The sequence below is a fragment of the Pseudoalteromonas sp. NGC95 genome (genome assembly GCF_015864705.1).
GTDB classification, from domain to species: Bacteria; Pseudomonadota; Gammaproteobacteria; order Enterobacterales; family Alteromonadaceae; genus Pseudoalteromonas; species Pseudoalteromonas arctica.
In genome coordinates this window covers 1-20,154 of the sequence record NZ_JADYWR010000001.1, presented here as the reverse complement: position 1 = coordinate 20,154, position 20,154 = coordinate 1, and the positions used below count along the sequence as shown (strand labels likewise).

Annotated in this window: 14 protein-coding genes and 1 tRNA gene; 12 read left to right on the top strand and 3 right to left on the bottom strand. The window is 39.3% G+C overall.

The window, feature by feature from the left end:
• The first annotated feature begins 9 nt into the window (after positions 1 to 9).
• The 5 genes from guaB to rimI all read left to right on the top strand — a co-directional run bounded on the left by guaB (position 10) and on the right by rimI (position 4,214).
• Positions 10 to 1,479 (top strand): IMP dehydrogenase, encoded by a 1,470-nt coding sequence (guaB, locus tag I6E70_RS00075; protein ID WP_002958783.1) that lies wholly within the window; start codon positions 10 to 12, stop codon positions 1,477 to 1,479.
• Between the two features lie 102 nt (positions 1,480 to 1,581).
• On the top strand, positions 1,582 to 3,159 hold the full coding sequence (gene guaA / locus I6E70_RS00070; protein WP_008170177.1) for a glutamine-hydrolyzing GMP synthase: 1,578 nt from the start codon (positions 1,582 to 1,584) through the stop codon (positions 3,157 to 3,159).
• Positions 3,160 to 3,313: 154 nt separating this feature from the next.
• Positions 3,314 to 3,390: transfer RNA gene (locus I6E70_RS00065), tRNA-Trp, on the top strand.
• 64 nt (positions 3,391 to 3,454) lie between these two features.
• Positions 3,455 to 3,760 carry a hypothetical protein gene (locus I6E70_RS00060; protein ID WP_197187755.1) on the top strand — a complete coding sequence of 102 codons (306 nt, stop codon included), beginning with the start codon at positions 3,455 to 3,457 and terminating at the stop codon, positions 3,758 to 3,760.
• Positions 3,747 to 4,214, top strand: coding sequence for a ribosomal protein S18-alanine N-acetyltransferase (rimI, locus tag I6E70_RS00055; RefSeq protein WP_007581622.1), 468 nt, complete (start codon positions 3,747 to 3,749; stop codon positions 4,212 to 4,214). The genes I6E70_RS00060 and rimI overlap by 14 nt, the downstream gene beginning before the upstream one ends.
• A gap of 75 nt (positions 4,215 to 4,289) precedes the next feature.
• Here rimI and I6E70_RS00050 read toward each other — a convergent pair whose 3' ends face one another.
• Complete coding sequence (locus I6E70_RS00050; protein ID WP_197187754.1) at positions 4,290 to 6,956, bottom strand: ATP-binding protein; 2,667 nt, start codon at positions 6,954 to 6,956, stop codon at positions 4,290 to 4,292.
• A gap of 861 nt (positions 6,957 to 7,817) precedes the next feature.
• Between I6E70_RS00050 and prfC the strand changes: the two genes are divergently transcribed.
• From prfC to I6E70_RS00030, 4 genes are all read left to right on the top strand, one after another.
• The gene (gene prfC / locus I6E70_RS00045) at positions 7,818 to 9,407 is read left to right on the top strand and encodes a peptide chain release factor 3 (protein WP_007581628.1); all 1,590 of its coding nucleotides are present in this window, start codon (positions 7,818 to 7,820) and stop codon (positions 9,405 to 9,407) included.
• Positions 9,408 to 9,466: 59 nt separating this feature from the next.
• Positions 9,467 to 11,209: an arginine--tRNA ligase gene (gene argS / locus I6E70_RS00040; RefSeq protein WP_197187753.1), complete on the top strand. Its 1,743-nt coding sequence runs from the start codon at positions 9,467 to 9,469 to the stop codon at positions 11,207 to 11,209.
• Positions 11,210 to 11,550: 341 nt separating this feature from the next.
• Entirely contained in the window at positions 11,551 to 12,189 is a 639-nt protein-coding gene (pdxH, locus tag I6E70_RS00035; RefSeq protein ID WP_197187752.1) for a pyridoxamine 5'-phosphate oxidase, read from the top strand.
• Positions 12,190 to 12,210: 21 nt separating this feature from the next.
• Positions 12,211 to 12,978 carry a TatD family hydrolase gene (locus I6E70_RS00030; RefSeq protein ID WP_197187751.1) on the top strand — a complete coding sequence of 256 codons (768 nt, stop codon included), beginning with the start codon at positions 12,211 to 12,213 and terminating at the stop codon, positions 12,976 to 12,978.
• Here the strand turns inward: I6E70_RS00030 and I6E70_RS00025 are convergent.
• Positions 12,945 to 13,565: an AhpA/YtjB family protein gene (locus I6E70_RS00025; RefSeq protein WP_007581635.1), complete on the bottom strand. Its 621-nt coding sequence runs from the start codon at positions 13,563 to 13,565 to the stop codon at positions 12,945 to 12,947. The two genes, I6E70_RS00030 and I6E70_RS00025, sit on opposite strands and share 34 nt — an antisense overlap.
• A 152-nt stretch (positions 13,566 to 13,717) precedes the next feature.
• Here I6E70_RS00025 and serB point away from each other — a divergent pair, with 152 nt between their 5' ends.
• The gene (gene serB, locus I6E70_RS00020; protein WP_197187750.1) at positions 13,718 to 14,746 is read left to right on the top strand and encodes a phosphoserine phosphatase SerB; all 1,029 of its coding nucleotides are present in this window, start codon (positions 13,718 to 13,720) and stop codon (positions 14,744 to 14,746) included.
• Positions 14,747 to 14,766: 20 nt separating this feature from the next.
• Here serB and I6E70_RS00015 read toward each other — a convergent pair whose 3' ends face one another.
• Positions 14,767 to 17,244, bottom strand: coding sequence for a PilZ domain-containing protein (locus tag I6E70_RS00015; RefSeq protein ID WP_010553175.1), 2,478 nt, complete (start codon positions 17,242 to 17,244; stop codon positions 14,767 to 14,769).
• Between the two features lie 362 nt (positions 17,245 to 17,606).
• Between I6E70_RS00015 and radA the strand changes: the two genes are divergently transcribed.
• Both radA and I6E70_RS00005 read left to right on the top strand, forming a co-directional pair.
• Entirely contained in the window at positions 17,607 to 18,992 is a 1,386-nt protein-coding gene (gene radA / locus I6E70_RS00010; RefSeq protein WP_024590039.1) for a DNA repair protein RadA, read from the top strand.
• A 75-nt stretch (positions 18,993 to 19,067) separates the two neighbouring features.
• Positions 19,068 to 20,000 carry a hypothetical protein gene (locus I6E70_RS00005; protein ID WP_197187749.1) on the top strand — a complete coding sequence of 311 codons (933 nt, stop codon included), beginning with the start codon at positions 19,068 to 19,070 and terminating at the stop codon, positions 19,998 to 20,000.
• The last annotated feature ends 154 nt before the right edge of the window (positions 20,001 to 20,154 follow it).

Here is a 20,154-nt window from a genome sequence, read left to right as displayed (position 1 = left end):
GTTGCCAAAATGCTTAGAATCGCTAAAGAAGCTCTTACCTTTGATGACGTACTTTTAGTACCTGGTCATTCTACTGTTTTGCCACACACGGCAAATATTTCAACTCGCTTAACGCGTGGTATCAAACTTAACTTGCCGCTTATTTCAGCATCTATGGATACTGTTACAGAAGCTCGTTTAGCTATTGCCCTTGCGCAAGAAGGTGGTCTTGGTTTTATTCATAAAAACATGACTATTGAAGAACAAGCGAAAAACGTACGTAAAGTTAAAACCTACGAAGCAGGTATTGTTTCATACCCTGTAACGGTGACTGCCGATTTAACAATTGCAGATGCAATTGAGCTTTCGCACGAAAAAGGTTTTTCAGGCTTTCCGGTTACCGATAGCAATAATGTGCTTGTAGGCATTGTTACTAGTCGTGATATGCGTTTTGAAACTAAGCTTGAACAGCCTGTTTCTACCGTTATGACTAAAAAAGAAAAGCTTGTTACCGTTAAAGAAGGCGCAGCACGCGAAGAAATTTTAGGCTTAATGCACGAACACCGCATTGAAAAAATCCTTGTTGTTGATGATGAATTTAAACTTAAAGGCATGATCACAGTAAAAGATTACCAAAAAGCCCAAGACAAACCTGACGCATGTAAAGACGACCAAGGTCGTTTACGTGTAGGTGCAGCTGTAAGTGTTGGTGCAGGTACTGATGAGCGTATTGCTGCATTAGTAGAAGCGGGTATTGATGTTTTACTTATCGATACATCGCATGGCCACTCTCAAGGTGTTATTGACCGTGTTACTAAAACACGTAAAGAGTACCCAGACTTACAAATTATTGCAGGCAACATAGCAACAGCTGAAGGTGCGATTGCACTTGCTGATGCCGGTGCCGATGCAGTTAAAGTAGGTATAGGCCCAGGTTCTATCTGTACTACACGTATTGTTACCGGTTGTGGCGTTCCACAAATTACAGCTATTTCAGATGCTGTTGAAGGCTTAAAAGGTCGCGACATTCCTGTTATTGCTGATGGTGGCATTCGTTTTTCTGGTGATATTGTTAAAGCACTTGTTGCTGGTGCATCGTGTGTAATGGTGGGTTCACTTCTTGCTGGTACTGAAGAAGCACCAGGTGAAGTTGAATTATACCAAGGCCGTTATTACAAATCTTACCGTGGTATGGGCTCATTGGGCGCGATGGATCAAAAAGAAGGTTCATCAGATCGTTACTTCCAAAAATCAAACGAAGCAGACAAGTTAGTACCTGAAGGTATTGAAGGTCGCGTAGCTTACAAAGGCCCTATTGCAACGATTATTCATCAGCAAGTGGGCGGCCTGCGAAGTGCTATGGGCTTAACGGGTTGTGCAACAATTGAAGAGCTAAATACAAAACCACAATTTGTACGTGTTACTTCAGCCGGTATGGGTGAGTCGCACGTTCATGATGTGCAAATCACTAAAGAAGCACCAAATTACCGCTTAGGTTAAGCAGCGTAATTAATTTAATATACGGGGCTTGCTTTGCAAGCCCTCTTTTTAGTCGTTTACATTAACAAACGGCATTTAGCATCAGACTTTACGAGATACTCCATGAGCAAAGATATTCACGATTCACGAATTCTCATTTTAGACTTTGGTTCACAATACACTCAATTAATCGCCCGTCGTGTGCGTGAAATTGGTGTTTACTGTGAACTTTGGGCATGGGATGTGACTGAAGAGCAAATCCGCGAGTTCAACCCACAAGGTATTATTCTTTCTGGTGGTCCAGAATCAACAACACTTGAAAACAGCCCGCGCGCTCCTGAGTATGTATTTAATGCAGGCGTGCCTGTGCTAGGTATTTGCTACGGTATGCAAACAATGGCAGCTCAACTTGGCGGAAGTGTACACAGCTCTGATAAAAAAGAGTTTGGTTACGCACAAGTAGAAAAAGTAGGCAACTGTGCATTATTTGATGCAATTGAAGACAGCATTACCGATGGCGGCAACGGCATACTCGACGTATGGATGAGCCATGGCGACAAAGTAATGGATATTCCAGCTGGTTTTGCAACAACAGCTAAAACATCTACTTGTCCACATGCTGCAATGTCTAACGAAGAAAAACGTTTTTACGGTGTACAGTTTCACCCAGAAGTAACACACACGCACCAAGGTCAGCGCTTATTAGAGCGTTTTGCTATTGATATTTGTGGCTGTGAAAAATTGTGGACTGCTGCAAAAATTATCGATGATGCTATCGAGCGTATTAAAGAAACAGTTGGCGATGACGAAGTTATTTTAGGCCTCTCTGGTGGTGTTGATTCATCGGTTGTGGCTATGCTTATTCACCGTGCAATTGGCGAAAGACTAACATGTGTATTTGTTGATAATGGTTTACTTCGTTTAAACGAAGGCCAACAAGTAATGGACATGTTTGGTAATAAATTTGGCTTAAACATTGTTAAAGTTGAAGCTGAAGAGCAGTTTTTAAATGATCTAGCGGGTAAGTCAGACCCAGAAGATAAACGTAAAGCCATTGGTCACACGTTTATTAATGTATTTGATGAGCAAGCCAAAAAGCTTAAAAATGCAAAATGGTTAGCGCAAGGTACAATTTACCCAGATGTAATTGAATCAGCGGCATCTGCAACTGGTAAAGCGCATGTTATTAAATCTCACCACAATGTGGGTGGATTACCAGATGACATGAAAATGGGCCTTGTTGAGCCATTACGTGAATTATTCAAAGATGAAGTACGTAAAATTGGCCTAGAACTAGGTTTACCGTACGACATGCTTTACCGTCATCCTTTCCCTGGACCAGGTTTAGGTGTGCGTGTACTTGGCGAAATCAAAAAAGAATACTGTGATTTATTACGCCGCGCTGATGCGATTTTCATCGAAGAGCTTCACAAAGCTGAGCTTTACCATAAAGTAAGCCAAGCGTTTACTGTATTCTTACCTGTTAAATCGGTAGGGGTTATGGGCGATGCACGTAAGTACGATTGGGTTGTATCACTTCGTTGTGTGGAAACAATCGACTTTATGACAGCGCGCTGGTCACATTTACCTTATGAGTTTTTAGGTGTGGTATCAAACCGTATCATTAATGAAATAGATGGTATTTCTCGTGTTGTTTACGATATTTCAGGTAAACCACCCGCAACTATCGAATGGGAATAATTAATTTTAGTTTTAATTAACTAATTTTAAGTGATTAAAAACGGCGAATTAGCATGCTAATTCGCCGTTTTGTTTATTTAAAAAGCAGTTAAACTAAAAGAGTGATTTTTCTCTTTACCTTTGGCGAAACTTCTCTATAATTCGTCGTCATTGCAGGGGCGTAGTTCCAATTGGTAGAACAGCGGTCTCCAAAACCGATGGTTGGGAGTTCGAATCTCTCCGCCCCTGCCATTTCTTCTTTACATCGTTTTTATTACTTCTTATATTGTTCAAATGTCTAATCTACTGAGTTGTTATGCATCCACGTTACGCAGCTATTTTTGATATAGAAAATCTTGAACTCAATCAACATTATTGTCCTCAAGCAAATGATCAAGCTAATACTTTATCGCAAAGCACGATAGCTAGTTTTTTAACGCTAAATGAGCAACTACTTGCAGACATTAAACTCAGTGCAGAGCCTATTATTATAAATAGCGTTGTACAGGGCTGTGAGATGCAATTAAACGACAATAAGCTTACATTGCCAACCCCACAGCTCAGCGCCTCTGAGAAGCGTGCTTTATGGGCTTTAATGAGTGAATACCTTGATAAACTTTAAATCAGTAGATGAAACTGCAATACCTCAATTAATGGCCATCGAAACAGCGTGTCATAGCCATCCGTGGACTTTAAATACAATGGGTTCATGTATAGGCGGGCGCTATTTTAATGTTGCCGCATTTGATGAGGCGAGCATGATTGGTTTTTATATTGGTGAAAAAGCAGGGCCTGATTTTACACTTATGGATATTTGTGTAACACCAAGTCACCAGGGTAAGGGTATTGCAAGGCAGTTGTTAGCGCAGTTTATTGAATATGGTGAGCAGCAAAATGCTGAAAACCTCTTTTTAGAAGTTCGCGAATCAAATACGCGTGCTATTGCGCTGTACGAGCGCGCAGGCTTTGCTGAGATGTCAGTGCGTAAAAACTACTACCCAAGTGATAACCCTGCTAAAAATGGCTTTGAAGACGCTATTTTAATGGGTATGGCGCTAGGTTTAAACTTTTCATAATTAAAGTCGGTAATTAGCATTTAAAATATAGAGGCGCTAAAGTACTGCATTTGTACCGTTTTGTAAGTTTACTTTTTAGGTTACTTTGTCGCTAATTGCTTGCTCAATGGCTGCTATTAAATCATTTACCAGCTCGTCTCTTGGTACTTTATTGTTACTTTTTAAGTTCTCTTCAAGTGCCGCAGCGCTATGGTAAATTTCATCAAAGCTAAAGCATCCAGAACTGCCTTTAACACTGTGCGCTATACCTCTTAATGCTTCCCAATCATCACAATGCTGCAAAGCTTTAACTTCTTCTAAATATGTAGGTAAGTTAGCTAAGTAATTATCGGTAATTTGCTGAAACTTTTCGCTCTTTAATAGGCTATCCCATTTATTTTTATTATCTTTTTCAAGATGCAGGTAGCTTACGAGTACGTTTTCCAGAGCATCTTTATCAATGGGTTTAGCCAGTGCTTTGTCGCAACCAGCTTCTAGATAAGTGCCTATATCATGGTTCATTACATTGGCAGTAAGGGCAATGATAGGGCCATCATACGCTGCATGACGAAGCATTTTAGTCGCTTCTAATCCGCCCATTACAGGCATTTGCATATCCATAATAATAAGTTGGTAGTCGTTTACGAGCGCCATTTCTACAGCTTGTGCGCCATTACTGGCAATATCGGGTTCAAGGCCCCAGGTTTGCAGTAATAATTTAATTAATAGTTGGTTATCTGGGTTATCCTCAGCCACTAATATATTGGCGTCGAAGCTATTGGTTGCAAACGATAAGAGAGGGTCTTTCTCTGGTATTAACTGGCTTTCTTGCGTTAAAAAATCAAGCATTGGTTGATCATCAGATAGCTGACATGCCACCCTAATTGTAACTCGGCTACCTACACCCACTTCACTTTCAAGGTTTACATCGCCACCAAGCAAGAGTGCTAAGTTTTTAGAAATACACAACCCAAGACCTGTACCACCAAAACGACGTGTAGTTGTGGCATCGGCTTGTTCAAACGGCTTAAATACACGTTCTATTTGATGCTCAGACATACCAATACCAGTATCTTTAATTACAAACTCTAGCTTTTGACTTGCTTGTAAATAATGCACACAAATAGACACGCTGCCATTTTCGGTAAATTTAACAGCGTTATTAGCAATGTTTATAAGTATTTGTTTTAAGCGGGTCACATCACTATAAATGGTGCGGGGTAGCGGCAGTTGATAGTCGATATTAAGGGTTAATTGTTTTTCTTGTGCCAGTGGTTGAATAATTGATTCAATGTCGTGCACAAGCTGCACTACGTTTAACGCTGACAAATCAACAGCCAGCTTTTCAGCTTCAATTTTAGATAAATCGAGTATGTTATTTATTAACTCTAGTAAGTGTTTGGAATTACGTAAAATAGTGCTTAGGTGTTGTTTGTCATTCGCTACTTTATCGTTATGTAGTAACTGCTCTGTAAAGCCCATAATGGCCGTGAGCGGCGTGCGTATTTCGTGACTCATGTTAGCTAAAAAACGACTCTTAAGTTGATTAGCTTGCTCAGCTTGGCCAATAGCTAACTCAAGTTGGCTGTTCATAGCTTCAAGTGCTTGGGTACGACTTTCCACTTTATCTTCAAGGTGGTGTTTGTATTCTTCAAGCTGTTGTTGGTAGTGCCTTATTTGATTAACCATGTGGTTAAAGTCGTTAAATAAAACACCTACTTCATCATTTGTATGAGCTGGTAAGTGCACCGACAAATCGCCATCACCAACACGATGACTCGCAGCCCCGAGTAACTCAATTGGGTTAAGTAATAAATTACGGACCACTACAAAAATTAATATTGGCAGGGTGATCACCGAAATAATAACAATTAAGCCTGTTATTAAACTTATGGCTTTACCTGATTGATAAAGCACCCCTTTGGGAATGGTCGATACGTAATAATATCCGCCGGGCATTTGCACTGCAAAAATCATTCGCTCTATTTTGTCTATGCTTGAGAGTTCAATGGTTGAAAGCATGCCGATATCAGCGAGGTCGTGCACTTGATTAAGTTCGTACTCGCTTATGTATTGGCCACGCATATTATAATCGGAGCTAAATAAAATCTTCCCGTCTTTAGTCAACATTAAATTAAGCGTGTTGTTATATGGCGCTTCTAAAATACTAGAGTTTAGTATTGAAGGTTCTATATGTATTACAATAAAACCAAGCTGCTGTGGTCGTTTTAAATAGTAATCAACACTATAAATTCGTTGAATAAAATATAAACTAGTGGTGCCATCATCCTTTTGAATCATAAATTGCTGTTTACTTAAATTACTTTGCAATACTTGATTAAAAAACGGGTAGCTTTTAGGCGCTGTTGTTAGGTTGTTAGAGTAGTAGGCATCGCTTTTCCCACTGGCTGAAACTAAATTAATGCTAATTATATCGGGATAAGCTTCACTGTAACTGGCAAATACATCCATAAGCGCGCCAAGTTTTCGGGTGTAATTACCGTTGGCACGAATGTCATTTGCTAAAAAATCACTAAGTACTGGCGAGGTTGAAAGTAGTTTTGCAGTAGAGTGAAAAGAGTCGATATAGTTAAATATTTTTTGCTGTTGTTGCTCAACAAAACGGCTCATTATTAAATCAGCTTGTTTTTGTGTTGAATTAGTTACATTGGTGAGCGTAAAGCCACCTAAAAATAGCAGCGGTAGAATAACAAGGGGTGTTATATACCATAATAATCTAATACTTAACTTACTGGTTTTCATGACCAAACGACTTATCCTCCATGCAATCTATCAATAATATGCGTTACGACTTTATTACACAAGCTTGTGGCGGTCTTGGTGGCTAAATTACAATCAGTAGTTGCATGGTATTTAGCTCTGTATTGGTGTTTTTTTATTTTATTAAGTTATTTTAATTTAATAAGTTACATACTTATAACTGTTATTTTATTGTTCAAAAAAGTTTACATAAATTTACATAGATTTACATCTTTCAAAGTCATTTTTTAAAGATAAGTGCTATCACTTAAAATTGAATTATCTAATTAACTCTTAGTTACAAATACCAGATGGGCTAACGCAGGGCCGTTAGCCGAGCCACTAGGTTATATTCTCAAGCAATGCTTAATAATTCTAATGGTGTGCAGAGGCTTGGTGCATTGTATGCAGATCCTATTTATTTGGCTTATTACTGATTTTTTGTACCTCATTTGCAGTTAGGCTTCCCAAAATCCATATTAATAAAAAAGATCAGCTAATAATCAACCATTGATTGTTTATAAGGCCAAGATCAGCGAAAATAGTCTTCAATTACGATTAACATAACGGATCGCATGTGAAGGGCCAATTTAGGGCTTTTCTGATGGTGTGTTGAGCTTTCGAGGTTGCTCTATACCAATTTTATTAAAACAAGATCGTTCTAGCGTATTAAATAACTCACTAACTACGTTAAAAATTATTCATAGAGAATAAGTCTATGTGATAATTTCGCCTTGTTATTGCGCTATTTTATTATCGCTATAATAGAACGCTAATTTAATGCAATTGGTATTATTTAAGCCTTGAAAGCTCAGCATACTTAAAGTGGATAATATCCGTATACAAACTAAAAGAACTTTTTTAATGGCAGATCAAAATCTCCTTAGCGAAATTAATAAACGACGAACCTTTGCTATCATCTCTCACCCAGATGCTGGTAAAACAACCATTACCGAAAAAGTATTGTTATTCGGACAAGCGATTCAACGAGCCGGTACCGTAAAAGGCCGTGGTTCTAACCAACATGCAAAGTCTGACTGGATGGAAATGGAAAAAGAGCGTGGTATATCTGTTACTACCTCTGTAATGCAGTTTCCATATAACAACGCACTTGTTAATTTACTTGATACTCCAGGACATGAAGATTTCTCGGAAGATACTTACCGCACATTAACTGCGGTAGATTCGTGTTTAATGGTTATTGATGCGGCAAAGGGTGTAGAAGATCGTACCCGTAAGCTAATGGAAGTTACACGCCTGCGTACAACGCCAATTGTTACGTTTATGAATAAATGTGACCGTGAAATTCGCGACCCAATGGAAGTGCTTGACGAAGTTGAAACAGAGCTAAATATTGCCTGTGCACCCATTACTTGGCCAATTGGCTGTGGTAAAGAGTTCAAAGGTGTTTATCACATTCATAATGACGAAGCTGTTTTATACAAAACAGGTCAGGGTCATAAAATTCAAGAAGTTCGTACCATTAAAGGTCTTGATAACCCAGAACTTGATATTGCCATTGGTGAAGATTTAGCTGCGCAATTACGCGATGAGCTTGAGCTTGTTATTGGCGCATCAAACGAATTTGATTTAGATCTGTTTTTAGCCGGTGAGCTTTCGCCAGTTTATTACGGTACCGCACTTGGTAACTTTGGTGTTGACCACGTTTTAGATGGTTTAACTAAATGGGCACCAACGCCACTGCCTCGTGAAACCGAAGACAGACTTATTGTTGCAACTGAAGAAAACTTTACTGGTTTTGTATTTAAAATTCAGGCCAACATGGACCCTAAACACCGTGACCGTATTGCATTTATGCGTATTGTATCGGGTAAGTACAGCCAAGGCATGAAAATGAATCACGTGCGAATTGGCAAGCAAGTGAGCATTTCTGATGCGGTAACCTTTATGGCGGGCGATCGTGAACGCGCAGCTGACGCTTACGCGGGCGATATTATTGGTTTGCATAACCACGGTACCATTCAAATTGGTGATACGTTCACACAAGGCGAAAAACTTAAATTTAGCGGTATCCCTAACTTTGCGCCTGAATTATTCCGCCGTATTCGTCTTCGCGATCCACTTAAGCAAAAGCAATTATTAAAAGGCTTAGTACAGCTTTCTGAAGAAGGTGCTGTGCAAGTATTTAGACCGCTTATAAACAACGATTTAATTGTGGGCGCGGTAGGTGTACTTCAGTTTGATGTAGTTGTAGCGCGCTTAAAAGCCGAATATAACGTAGATGCTATTTACGAAGGTGTAAACGTAAATACAGCGCGTTGGGTAAGCAGCGACGATGTGAAAAAGTTTGAAGACTTTAAGCGCAAGTGCGAAAGTAATTTAGCACTCGATGGTGGCGATAACTTAACTTACATTGCGCCGAGCCGTGTAAATCTTAATTTATCGGTAGAGCGTTACCCAGAAGTGACATTTAACCACACTCGCGAAAACTAGAATCGACTGACTACAGTTAACTGAAAGCCTGCTTTGGCGGGCTTACAAAGGTAAAAAATATGAATATTCGTACTATTTTAATCGAAAAAGCCATTGCCGCAATGGCGGGCGCAGGCTTACCTGAAGATACAAACCCAGCAGTAACACAAAGCACACGTCCACAATTTGGTGATTACCAAATTAATGCAGCAATGGGCGCGGCTAAAAAAATGAAAAGCAATCCACGTGAGCTTGCGCAAAAAATTATAGATAATCTTGATGTAAGCGATATTGCTCAAAAGACTGAAATTGCGGGCCCTGGTTTTATTAATATTCATTTAAAACCTGAGTTTTTAGCGCAAAGCGTTAAAGCAGCTAACAGTGATGCAAAGCTTGCTGTAAACGAGCATGCTAACCCGCAAAAAGTGGTTGTTGACTATTCATCACCAAACCTTGCTAAAGAAATGCACGTAGGCCATTTACGTTCAACCATTATTGGTGACTCAATTGTGCGTGCGCTTGAATTTAGAGGCGACACGGTTGTACGTCAAAATCACATGGGTGATTGGGGCACGCAATTTGGTATGTTAATCGCGCATTTAGAAGATCAAATTAGCGAAGGTGTTGATTTAGATTCTGTAGCGCTTGCTGATTTAGAAACCTTTTATCGCGATGCTAAAAAACGCTTTGACGACGAAGAAGGCTTTGCTGATAAAGCACGTAATTACGTTGTTAAATTACAAGGCGGCGATGCGCACTGTGAAAAACTTTGGAAACTGTTTATAGCTACCTCAGTTAAGCATTCTGAAGAAGTATACAAGCGTTTAAATGTAACACTTACTCAAGCTGATATTATGGCTGAAAGCGCATACAACGCAGAACTTAACGATATTATTAGCCTACTTAAAGATAAAAATATTGCAGTAGAGTCGCAAGGCGCGCAAGTTGTGTTTTTAGATGAACTTGCCAACAAAGATGGTGAACCTTCTGCGTTTATCGTACAAAAATCTGGCGGTGGTTTTTTATATGCAACAACCGATTTAGCGGCATGTGATTATCGTTCAAATAAATTAGGTGCTGATCGTATCTTAATTTTTGTAGATGCACGTCAAAATCTACACTTTAATCAAGTAGAGCTTACAGCGCGTAAAGCAGGTTTATTACGAGACGAAACAAGTTACGAGTTTTGTCCGTTTGGCACCATGATGGGCGCTGATAACAAACCATTTAAAACACGTACTGGCGGCACAGTAAAACTTGCTGACTTATTAGAAGAATCAATTAACCGTGCAGCTGCAAAACTAGCTGAACGTGAATCGGATTTAAGTGATAGCGATCGCAGCGAGATTGCACGTAAAGTAGGTATTGGCGCAGTTAAATACGCCGACCTTTCTAAGCACCGTACCAGCGATTACATTTTTAACTGGGACAGCATGCTAAGCTTTGAAGGCGCAACCGCTCCTTATTTACAATATGCTTATACACGTATACGCAGTATTTTCCGCAAATCAGGCGTTGATGCAGCTACATTAAATTCAGATGTTGCAATTATTGAGCCTCAAGAAAAAGCACTAGCACTTAAGCTACTACAGCTTGAAGAAGTACTTGATTTAATGATCAGCGAAGCAACACCGCACGTACTATGTGGTTACTTATATGAGCTAGCAAGCTTATACATGACATTTTACGAAGCCTGCCCAGTACTTAAAGAGGGCGTAGAGCCAAGCGTGCGCGATAGCCGTTTAGTGCTGTGTAATTTGGTTTCTAAAACATTAGAAACGGGATTGGATTTGCTAGGTATTGAAGTTATGGAGCAAATGTAATCACCTTCTGCTGCGTGTAGTTCGCTTTGACTGCGTTGTCGTGCTTTTTTAGCCTAAGTCACATACTAAATGTATGCTCCTTGGCATAAAAAAGCACTCCGTCTTGTCAGCACTTCTACACTTGCAGATATCTGAGTTGTGTAGTTTACGTTGTAGGTTGAGTGAAACGAAACCCAACGATACACCTGAGACTCTATGTTTACTGCTATCGAATACACCCGAGGCTCGGTGTTATTGTTATCGCATACACCTGAATCTTAATATTTGTTACTACTCAACATCCATTGTTTTAAGCTCGCTACTCTAAGCTCTTTTCTAAGGCTTTATTTAAAGGATTTGTTATGAAACTCGAAGATATCCGTCGTGAATACCTGCAAGACGCGTTAAGCGAAGATAACTTGCAAGATGATCCGTTTAAGCAGTTTGAAACATGGCTTGAGCATGCGGTAGCAAGCAAACTACCCGATCCAACAGCAATGGTCGTAGCAACCGTTGATGAAACCGGTCAACCTTCACAGCGCATTGTGCTTTTAAAGCATCTGGATGATAACGGTTTTGTATTTTTTACCAATACAGGTTCGCGTAAAGCGCAAGAGCTTAAAGGTAATAACAAAATATCGCTGCACTTTCCGTGGCACCACATGGAACGCCAAGTTATTGTATATGGCGAGGCTAAACCATTGCCTACATCTGCCGTGGCAAAGTACTTTCTATCTCGTCCTAAAGAAAGCCAATTAGCGGCGTGGGCGTCAGCGCAAAGTCGTCCGGTGTCATCACGTAAAGTACTCATGGAAACCTTCGCCAACATGAAAAGTAAGTTTGCTAAAGGTGAAATTCCATTACCTGATTTTTGGGGCGGATATTGTGTAGTACCCACTAAAATTGAGTTTTGGCAAGGTGGGGCGCATCGTTTGCATGACCGCTTTATGTACCAGCGTCAAGCAAATAATAGCTGGCAAGTTACGCGCTTAAATCCTTAATAAATAGATGAGTAAGTAACCGTGCAATTTATTGACTCTCATTGCCACCTCGACTTTAGCGAGTTTGATTCGAATCGTGAATCGCTCATAAACGAGTGTGTAGCAAAGGGAGTTAGTCAGTTTGTTGTGCCGGGTATTACGCTTGCTCAATCGCATACTCTCATAAAACTCAAAGCAACTTACCCAAGTATAAAAATAGCCGCAGGGCTACATCCTTACTTTTTAGAGCAACATAAAGAATCGCACATAGAAGCGCTATTTGAATTCGCGACTGCAAATAAGCATCAGTTGGTAGCTATTGGGGAGTGCGGGCTTGATCGAAGTATTGAAAACCTTCCTAAACAAACTTATTTATTTGAGCAGCAAATAGGGCTTTCTAATGAGTTTAACTTACCGCTCATTGTGCATCATAGGCAAAGCCATGATTTAATTGCGCAATCGTTTAAGCGGTGTAAGCCAAAAAACGGGGGAGTGATTCATGCCTTTTCGGGCTCACTTCAACAAGCGCAGTACTATATTAAGCAGGGTTTTAAGCTTGGCATAGGCGGTGTTATTACCTATGATCGCGCAGTTAAAACACGCGCTGTTATTGCTGCTATTGAGCCAGAGCACTTAGTACTTGAAACCGACTCACCTTCAATGCCGTTAAGCGGTCATCAAGGTGAAGTTAACACGCCACTGCATATACCTGATGTATTTAACGCGTTATGTGATTTAAAGCCACATAGTGAAAGAGGGACGCTTGCAAAGCAGCTTTACGATTCTTGTTCAGATGTTTTTTGCATATAGCGATTTACCTGCCAACGTTTTAATCCTCGGCCTAATTGCCACGTAAAAATACATGCAATCACTAGCATTAATAGTACCTGTCGACCTAAGTCATGAAAATGATTATGGCTGTCGGATATTGCGGCGCGAGTTAAATAAGTAACAGACACAAAGCCTATAGGGCGGTCATCATCGCTTATCACGGGTTCCATAAAAGGTGTTTTTAGTTTACTAATACCCGGTGTAGAGTCAGGGAGTTGTCCATAAATATGATGTGACTGCCAATTGTCACTGCTAGCAATTAAAATGCCTTGTTGATCATAAATAGTCGCAGAAAGTACAAATTCATCTTTACTTATATCGTTACAAATGGCGTTGAGCTGTGGTTTGTTTTTTTCAATAAGCGGTGTTTTAACATTTAAAGCCATAAACTGAGTGAGGCTTTTTGCCGTGCTATCGGCACTATCATAAAGTAACTGATGACTCTGAAAACTACTATTAACACCTACCCAGCTTAGTAATACAAAACAACCAGCCGCTAGTATTAAGCGAACAAGTCGTTTTCTTTGAGAAGCAGTAATAGGGTTTTTAATATGGTTATTTTTCATAGTCACCGTTTATGCTACTGACAGCATTTTGATTTGATGTTACAACTACACTAACTATAACCTTAAACCCCACCTGATGGCGAATTTAGTGTTGAGAATACCAGTTATGATATGCCAATTATCAGGAAAATAAAAATAAACACGGAGATCCCATGTCGCAAATCAACATGGCACAGCAAGCTGCTGAGCAACCATTACAACACTTAACTCTAAATAAATGGTTTAGCTATAGTGGTGGTGTATTTACACCTCTTGATTATATACCAAACAAAGCATTAGGGTTATTTAGCATCGCATTTGCGGGTGATTTTGAAGAAAAACACATTGTTAGCATTATTGATTTTTTAGCTACGCATAACCAAACAGTCAGTGCTATATGTCAATATCAACCAGATTTAGGGTTAGCTCCAGCACTGTGTTTTTACGTGCAAAACTCCGATCAAGCTATAAACCCGTTAGTGCTACAAGAGTTTTCAAACACCCTAGATTGTCAATTAGTGCAAGTTGCTACTGCGCCTAATTTATATGAGCCTGGTTTATTGGTTATGGATATGGATTCAACTGCAATAACTATTGAGTGCATAGACGAAATAGCACGCCTTGCGGATGTTTACGACGAAGTTGCCTCTGTAACCGCACTTGCAATGGCGGGTAAACTTGATTTTAGCGAGAGTTTAAATCAGCGCGTAGCTAAACTGGCTGGTATTGAAAAAAGCTTAATTGAAGAGCTAAAAAGTGTATTGCCACTCATGCCGGGTATTAAAGTGCTGTGTCAAATTCTAAAACAGCATGACTGGTATTTAGCAATTGCATCAGGTGGTTTTGTACCGTTTGCAGAGCGCGTTCAAGAGCTTATTAATTTAGATGAAGTGCACGCTAATGTACTCGAGTTTAAAGACGATAAACTAACAGGTAAAGTACTGGGTACAATTGTAGATGCACAACAAAAAGCAATTATTCTAGAGTCGTTACAACATAAACTAGGGCTTGAGAAGTCGCAAACAGTTGCTATTGGCGATGGCGCAAACGATTTAGTAATGATGGCTAAAGCTGGCCTAGGTGTAGCAGTGCATGGCAAACCTAAAGTAGTTGAGCAAGCACAAGCGGCTATTTGTGAAGGGTCATTATTGCAATTGCTGTATATGTTGGCTATTCCGTTAGATAAAGAGCCCGCTCTTTAAAGTTGTTTAAGTTAAACCGCTTAGCGTAAGCGGTTTAACCAAATTAGTTTACGGCGGCCCATTTGTTCAACTTGCTCTTTTTTAAGCTCTAAATGGCTTAGAGCTTCTTCAGTTATATCTACTACGTCCCCCACGCCTGCAACAGCCCATAATGCTTCTTCTAAATCTTTTGCTTTATGCATTGCATATTGGCTTACGTATTTAAGCTCATTAGATAGGTAGTCAGTATCGGGGCGACCTGTGCGCGAAATATACAAACGCATCACAAATATAAGTTGTGATGTAATGCCTTTACTAATTTGTTTATAAAAGCTTGAGTAGTCTTCACCTAAAGCGCATTGGCTAACAATAGCTTCTTCAATTTTACCCTTACGAGGGTCGAAATTAATAGCGAGTGTAAAAGCAAGCGGTGCATCTTGGCGACTGCGATCTTTAATATTAGGCGTTATTACATTAATAATTTGCTCTTCGGTAAGAATACTCGAAAAGTCAGTTTTGTTACCTAATAAGCCAAAGTTTTGCAAAATAACATGCATAGGACTGGCGTATAAGCCATAACCAATTGCACCTGTTTTAAAGTGTGCAGCTTCTTTGTGTAAATACAGCGGAAATTGGCATACACTTTTTGTAACCATATTTCTAAGTGCGGTAGATAAGCCTTCTACTTTTGGCGCTTCTTCAGATACTTTAAGTTTGTCTTTATTCCCTTCTATTAACTGAGTGAAAAAAGTCACGCCAGCATGGGGTAAATCAGCAACACGATTCGCTTTTAGGTTAATAGTAGTGAATGACTTACTAATGGCCATTATTTCGTACTTTAGTTCGCTAAGTTTATGCTTTTTAGTTATTTTTTGAAGCTCAGGAAATGTTAAAAGTACTATATCACCTTTTTTAAATGTGACTGGTTGCTCGCACTCTAATTGCAAACCCATTACAGAAAAGTCACGTGTATAACCGTTAAATACTTCATCATTAATAGTGACGCTAACCGGTGTTTTATAAAGGTAGCGCTTATGCGAGCGTAAATTTACGTATTCAAGTGGCACAATATCTAAATAAGGTGGCGTTTTATGTTTTGCGTGGCCAAAATGTTTAAGCTGATTTACTAACGCTTTATCAAAAGTAAGTTGTTTATAATCTGCTTGCTCTGTTTTATTGCCAATACTTGTAAGTACAACAATATATTTAACGTCTTTTATAAGGCCTTTAACTCGAGGGGAAGGCGGCTTGTTGAGTTTTTCAATATTAGCGCCAGCACTATTAGGTAATGAAAGCGGTATAAAAGAATCATCTGGATGACTTGGCATTATTTGTATTTTAAAGCACTGCCAACTTTCTTTTTGGCTACCAAAACCTAAAAATAGATCACGTAATTTAGGGTTATTATTTAGCTCAGTTCGTGTCGCAGAGTAATAGTAAATTTTACCCGATGATATATGTGTAAATGTATAGAGGTAATCTTCTTTGACCGCGGTAATTTGGGTTAGTAATTGTGTAATGCGCTGATGATTGAGTATATTGTACAAACACGGTGTTTTTCTTTCATCGGTAAAATAGCGCTGGATAAAAATATTATTTTCAGTAGTAAGGCTAAGGCTTGGGTAATACTGTTCATCTTTTTTGCTTAAAAATACATATAAAGACGTTACACGAGGGATGTAGTATTGCTCATACCCCTTTGATACTACAGCATCGAGCGTGTTATCTAAATTTACTTTATAACGACGTTTATTACCGTGAATAAAGCTTTCTAAAAAGTCATTAAAGGCATCGTTATTTTCGATATAAGTGCGTTTTAAGCGAATGTGGTTGTATTCACGAGAGATATTTTCAACGGCAACAACTTCGTATTGAATACCGTTTTTTAGGCCAAGTTCAAAGTCTTGTTCAAGGCCTACCAAGCGCATTGCTATTAGTTCACCTTTTTTTATAGAGTAGCGCGTTGCAAGCTTAACTTTACAACCGCTTAAAGATATATCTGAGGTGCTAGCAGCAATGTTCTTTTTATCTTTGTAATCAATAGTTACTTTTATTGAGTAATTCATCCGTTCTTCACGGCGGCTCTCGTAAGAGGCAAACTTAATTACTTCAGTGCTTAAGTTACTTTCTGATTCTTGTAGTTCTGATTTTTCGGCGGCTTGTTTTTGTAATACGCGGTGGTTATTTTCTGTATTCATTACGGCTTCGTAAACGGCTAGGGTATATTCACCATGCTGTTTAAGTGCTTTTTCAAACACTTCAATGGCTGTGTCATCCATAAAGTGCTGTTTGCCGTTATGCTCATACGGTTTTACTTGGCCCGTCACTAATCCACGAAGATCAACAAAGCGTGCCACTGGCTGAGATAAGCGTGACATTTCCATTTTCATCAAAAATTGCTCAGGTTTGGTTAACCCAGCGGTTTTTGATTTGAAAATCAGGTCAAATTTAGCATTGCCTAAATATGTTTTTAACTCATTCACGAGGTCTTCGTGTTTGAGCATTATGTCATCAGCCATTTATAAAACCATCACCGTCTAATTGAAAAAGTAGGTATACTGTTAAGTCCATTTATTAGAAGTTCAATAAACGTTAAATCGCGCTATGTTATTAATATAGGTACAATTATTTTAGTTACTACTGTTTAGCTCTTGTTATTATGTGTTATATGCCATTTTGTTGGCAAGTTACTTTAAACTATTTCAAAGCAAAAAGTATGCCCTAAATTATAGCTAAAAAGAAACACCATGTGTATTTAATGATTGTGACGCTAGATTTTTACGCAGGCAAGAGTTTGTTGCTAAGTAAATGCTTGAAGTGGCAAAATAAGTTATTAACAGTAAATGTTTTTAAAATTAGAGAATCGTAGATAAGGTTATAAATGACTAAAGCGGCAAAAATAGAGTTTGTGTGTACAGAATGTGGCATGAACTACCCACGTTGGCAGGGTCAATGCCGCTGCGGTGCGTGGAACACATTAGCAGAATTTAAACCTTCAGCAGGGCAGAGTAAAAAAGCGTCAGTTCGAGCAAATGTAGGTGGTTATGCTGGCGGTGCTGGTGGCGGCTCTAAAAAAATTAATGATATTGCTACGTCAGAGGCAGAAAAACAGCTGACAGAAATTGGCGAGCTCGATCGTGTGCTAAGCGGTGGTGTAACTACCGGCTCTGTTAATATAATTTCGGGTGATCCAGGTGCTGGTAAAACAACATTGCTATCTGACCTAGTAGCGAGAATGTCACAACGTATGCCGTCACTTTACTGTACGGCCGAGGAGTCATTATCGCAGTTTAAAAACAGGGTAAATCGTTTAAAGTTAAACTATAACCCTGACGAGCTTTATTTACTTTCAGAAACCAGTGTTGAAACCATCATTGAAGAGCTCGAGAAAAATAAAATTAAGTTTGCTGTTATTGACTCTATTCAAGCGGTTGTAACCGAAACGGCAAATGGTAGCCCAGGTTCCCCTTCGCAAGTAAAAAGCGCCGCCCAAGCATTGACTCAATACTGTAAGCAAAATGATGTAACCATGTTCATTATTGCTCATGTAAATAAAAATAACGAAATAGCAGGTCCTCAAACACTTGTACATATTGTCGATGCGCTTTTACACATAGACACCAACGATGGGCAAATTCGAACCCTTAGGGCAAATAAAAACCGCTTTGGTGATATAGATACCGTTGGCATTTTTAAAATGTGCGAACGTGGGATGTTAAGCGTTGATAACCCGAGCGAAATATTTTTATCGGGGTCTACAACCGACTCGCCAGGCTCTACAATTACCTGTATCCGTAAAGGGAATCGAAATTTACTACTTGAAATTCAATGTTTAACTACCGAAACCGAGGCGGAATTTCCGCAGCGTGTTTGCGTTGGTTTAAACATGAACCGCATAAAAATGCTGACCGGTATATTACGAAAACACACTAAAACCAAAATATTCCACGATACGTTTTTTAATATTGTGGGTGGCCTAAGAATAGATGAAACAGAAACTTGTATCGATTTAGCATTGGTTACCGCGCTACTTAGCAGCTTAAATGAATTTGTTGTGCCACGTACCACGTGTATTATGGGCGAACTCAGCTTAAACGGCGATGTACGCCCAATTGATAGTGGTGTGCCACGTGTTAAAGAAGCAGCACAACATGGTTTTACAGAAATATATATTCCATTTCGTAATTACCATAAGTCGATGGAAGGGCTGGGCGCTAAAATTACCCCAGTTAAAACAGTACATGAGTTGCTTAGTTTAATTAATTAATACTTACGGGTGTTAATGTGTAATGTTACTCTTAATAAAACTCGGTTTACACAAAGAATAGAATAAGGAAATAACATGAAAAAGTTAGTAATAGTTGCAGCGATTGTAGCTGCGGGTGTTGGTGGCGTGAGCTATGCAAATTATGTAGCTACACAAGAAGTGCGTGCAGAAGTAGATAAGCAACTTGCTTTAGTAAGCGAGCAAACTGGCGCTACATTTAAATACGCTGGTTTATCGGCAAGTGTTATTTCAAAAAGCGTAGAAATAACAAACATGGAAGTAATAAGCCCAGAGGGCGACAATGTTGCTAATATTCAAAGCATTGAAATAACAGGTTACGAGCCAGATAAAATATCACCGCATACATCATTTGATGTAAAAAGCTTTCAGTTTGATAAAGATTTTGTTTCAAAATTACCTGCTGATACAAACGAAATGCTCGCGTCGGCAAGTTACGACTTACATTCATCACTTGATTACGATGAAGAGTCTGGCAATAGTGATGTAGTAGTTAAGCTTGATGCAAAAGACATTGTTAGTTTTAATATGGATATGGGCTTGGCTAATTCAAAAGCATTAATGGATGCTTCATTGGCGATTAGTAAAGCGCAGCAAGAAGCGGGTAACCAGCCACTTACTTATGAGCAAGAGTTACAGCAGCAAACACTTGTTATGCAAGCAATGAGTAAGTTAGAGCCGCGCAATGTTAGCTTTGCCTTAAATAACCAAAGTAAGTTAAAAGACTTACTATCAAGTGAGCTTGAAAAGCAAGGCATGACGCTAGAGCAAATGGAAATGATGTTAGAGCAGCAGTTACAACAAGCTCCTGTAACTGAAAATATTGCAGAGGCTTTAACTAGCTTTGCTAAAGGTTTAAATTCATTCAGTGTGTCTGCAAAGCTACCTGAAGGTAAAACTATGATGGAAATTAACCAACAAGTTATGATGCTAGTAGGGCAACCTGAAGAGCTAGTTAAGTTTATTAACTTAGAAGTTAAAGGTGATTAAGCCTTAGTTTTGTATTAATAAAGGCGCCAATTGGCTGTCTCTTGATCACAAGTCTGACTCAAGAGATTTTGCTAAATCGTAGCCTTCCAGGATGGCTTGTAACTTAAGCCATCCTTGCCATAACACTTTCACAGATGCACGCCCTGTGCGCTTG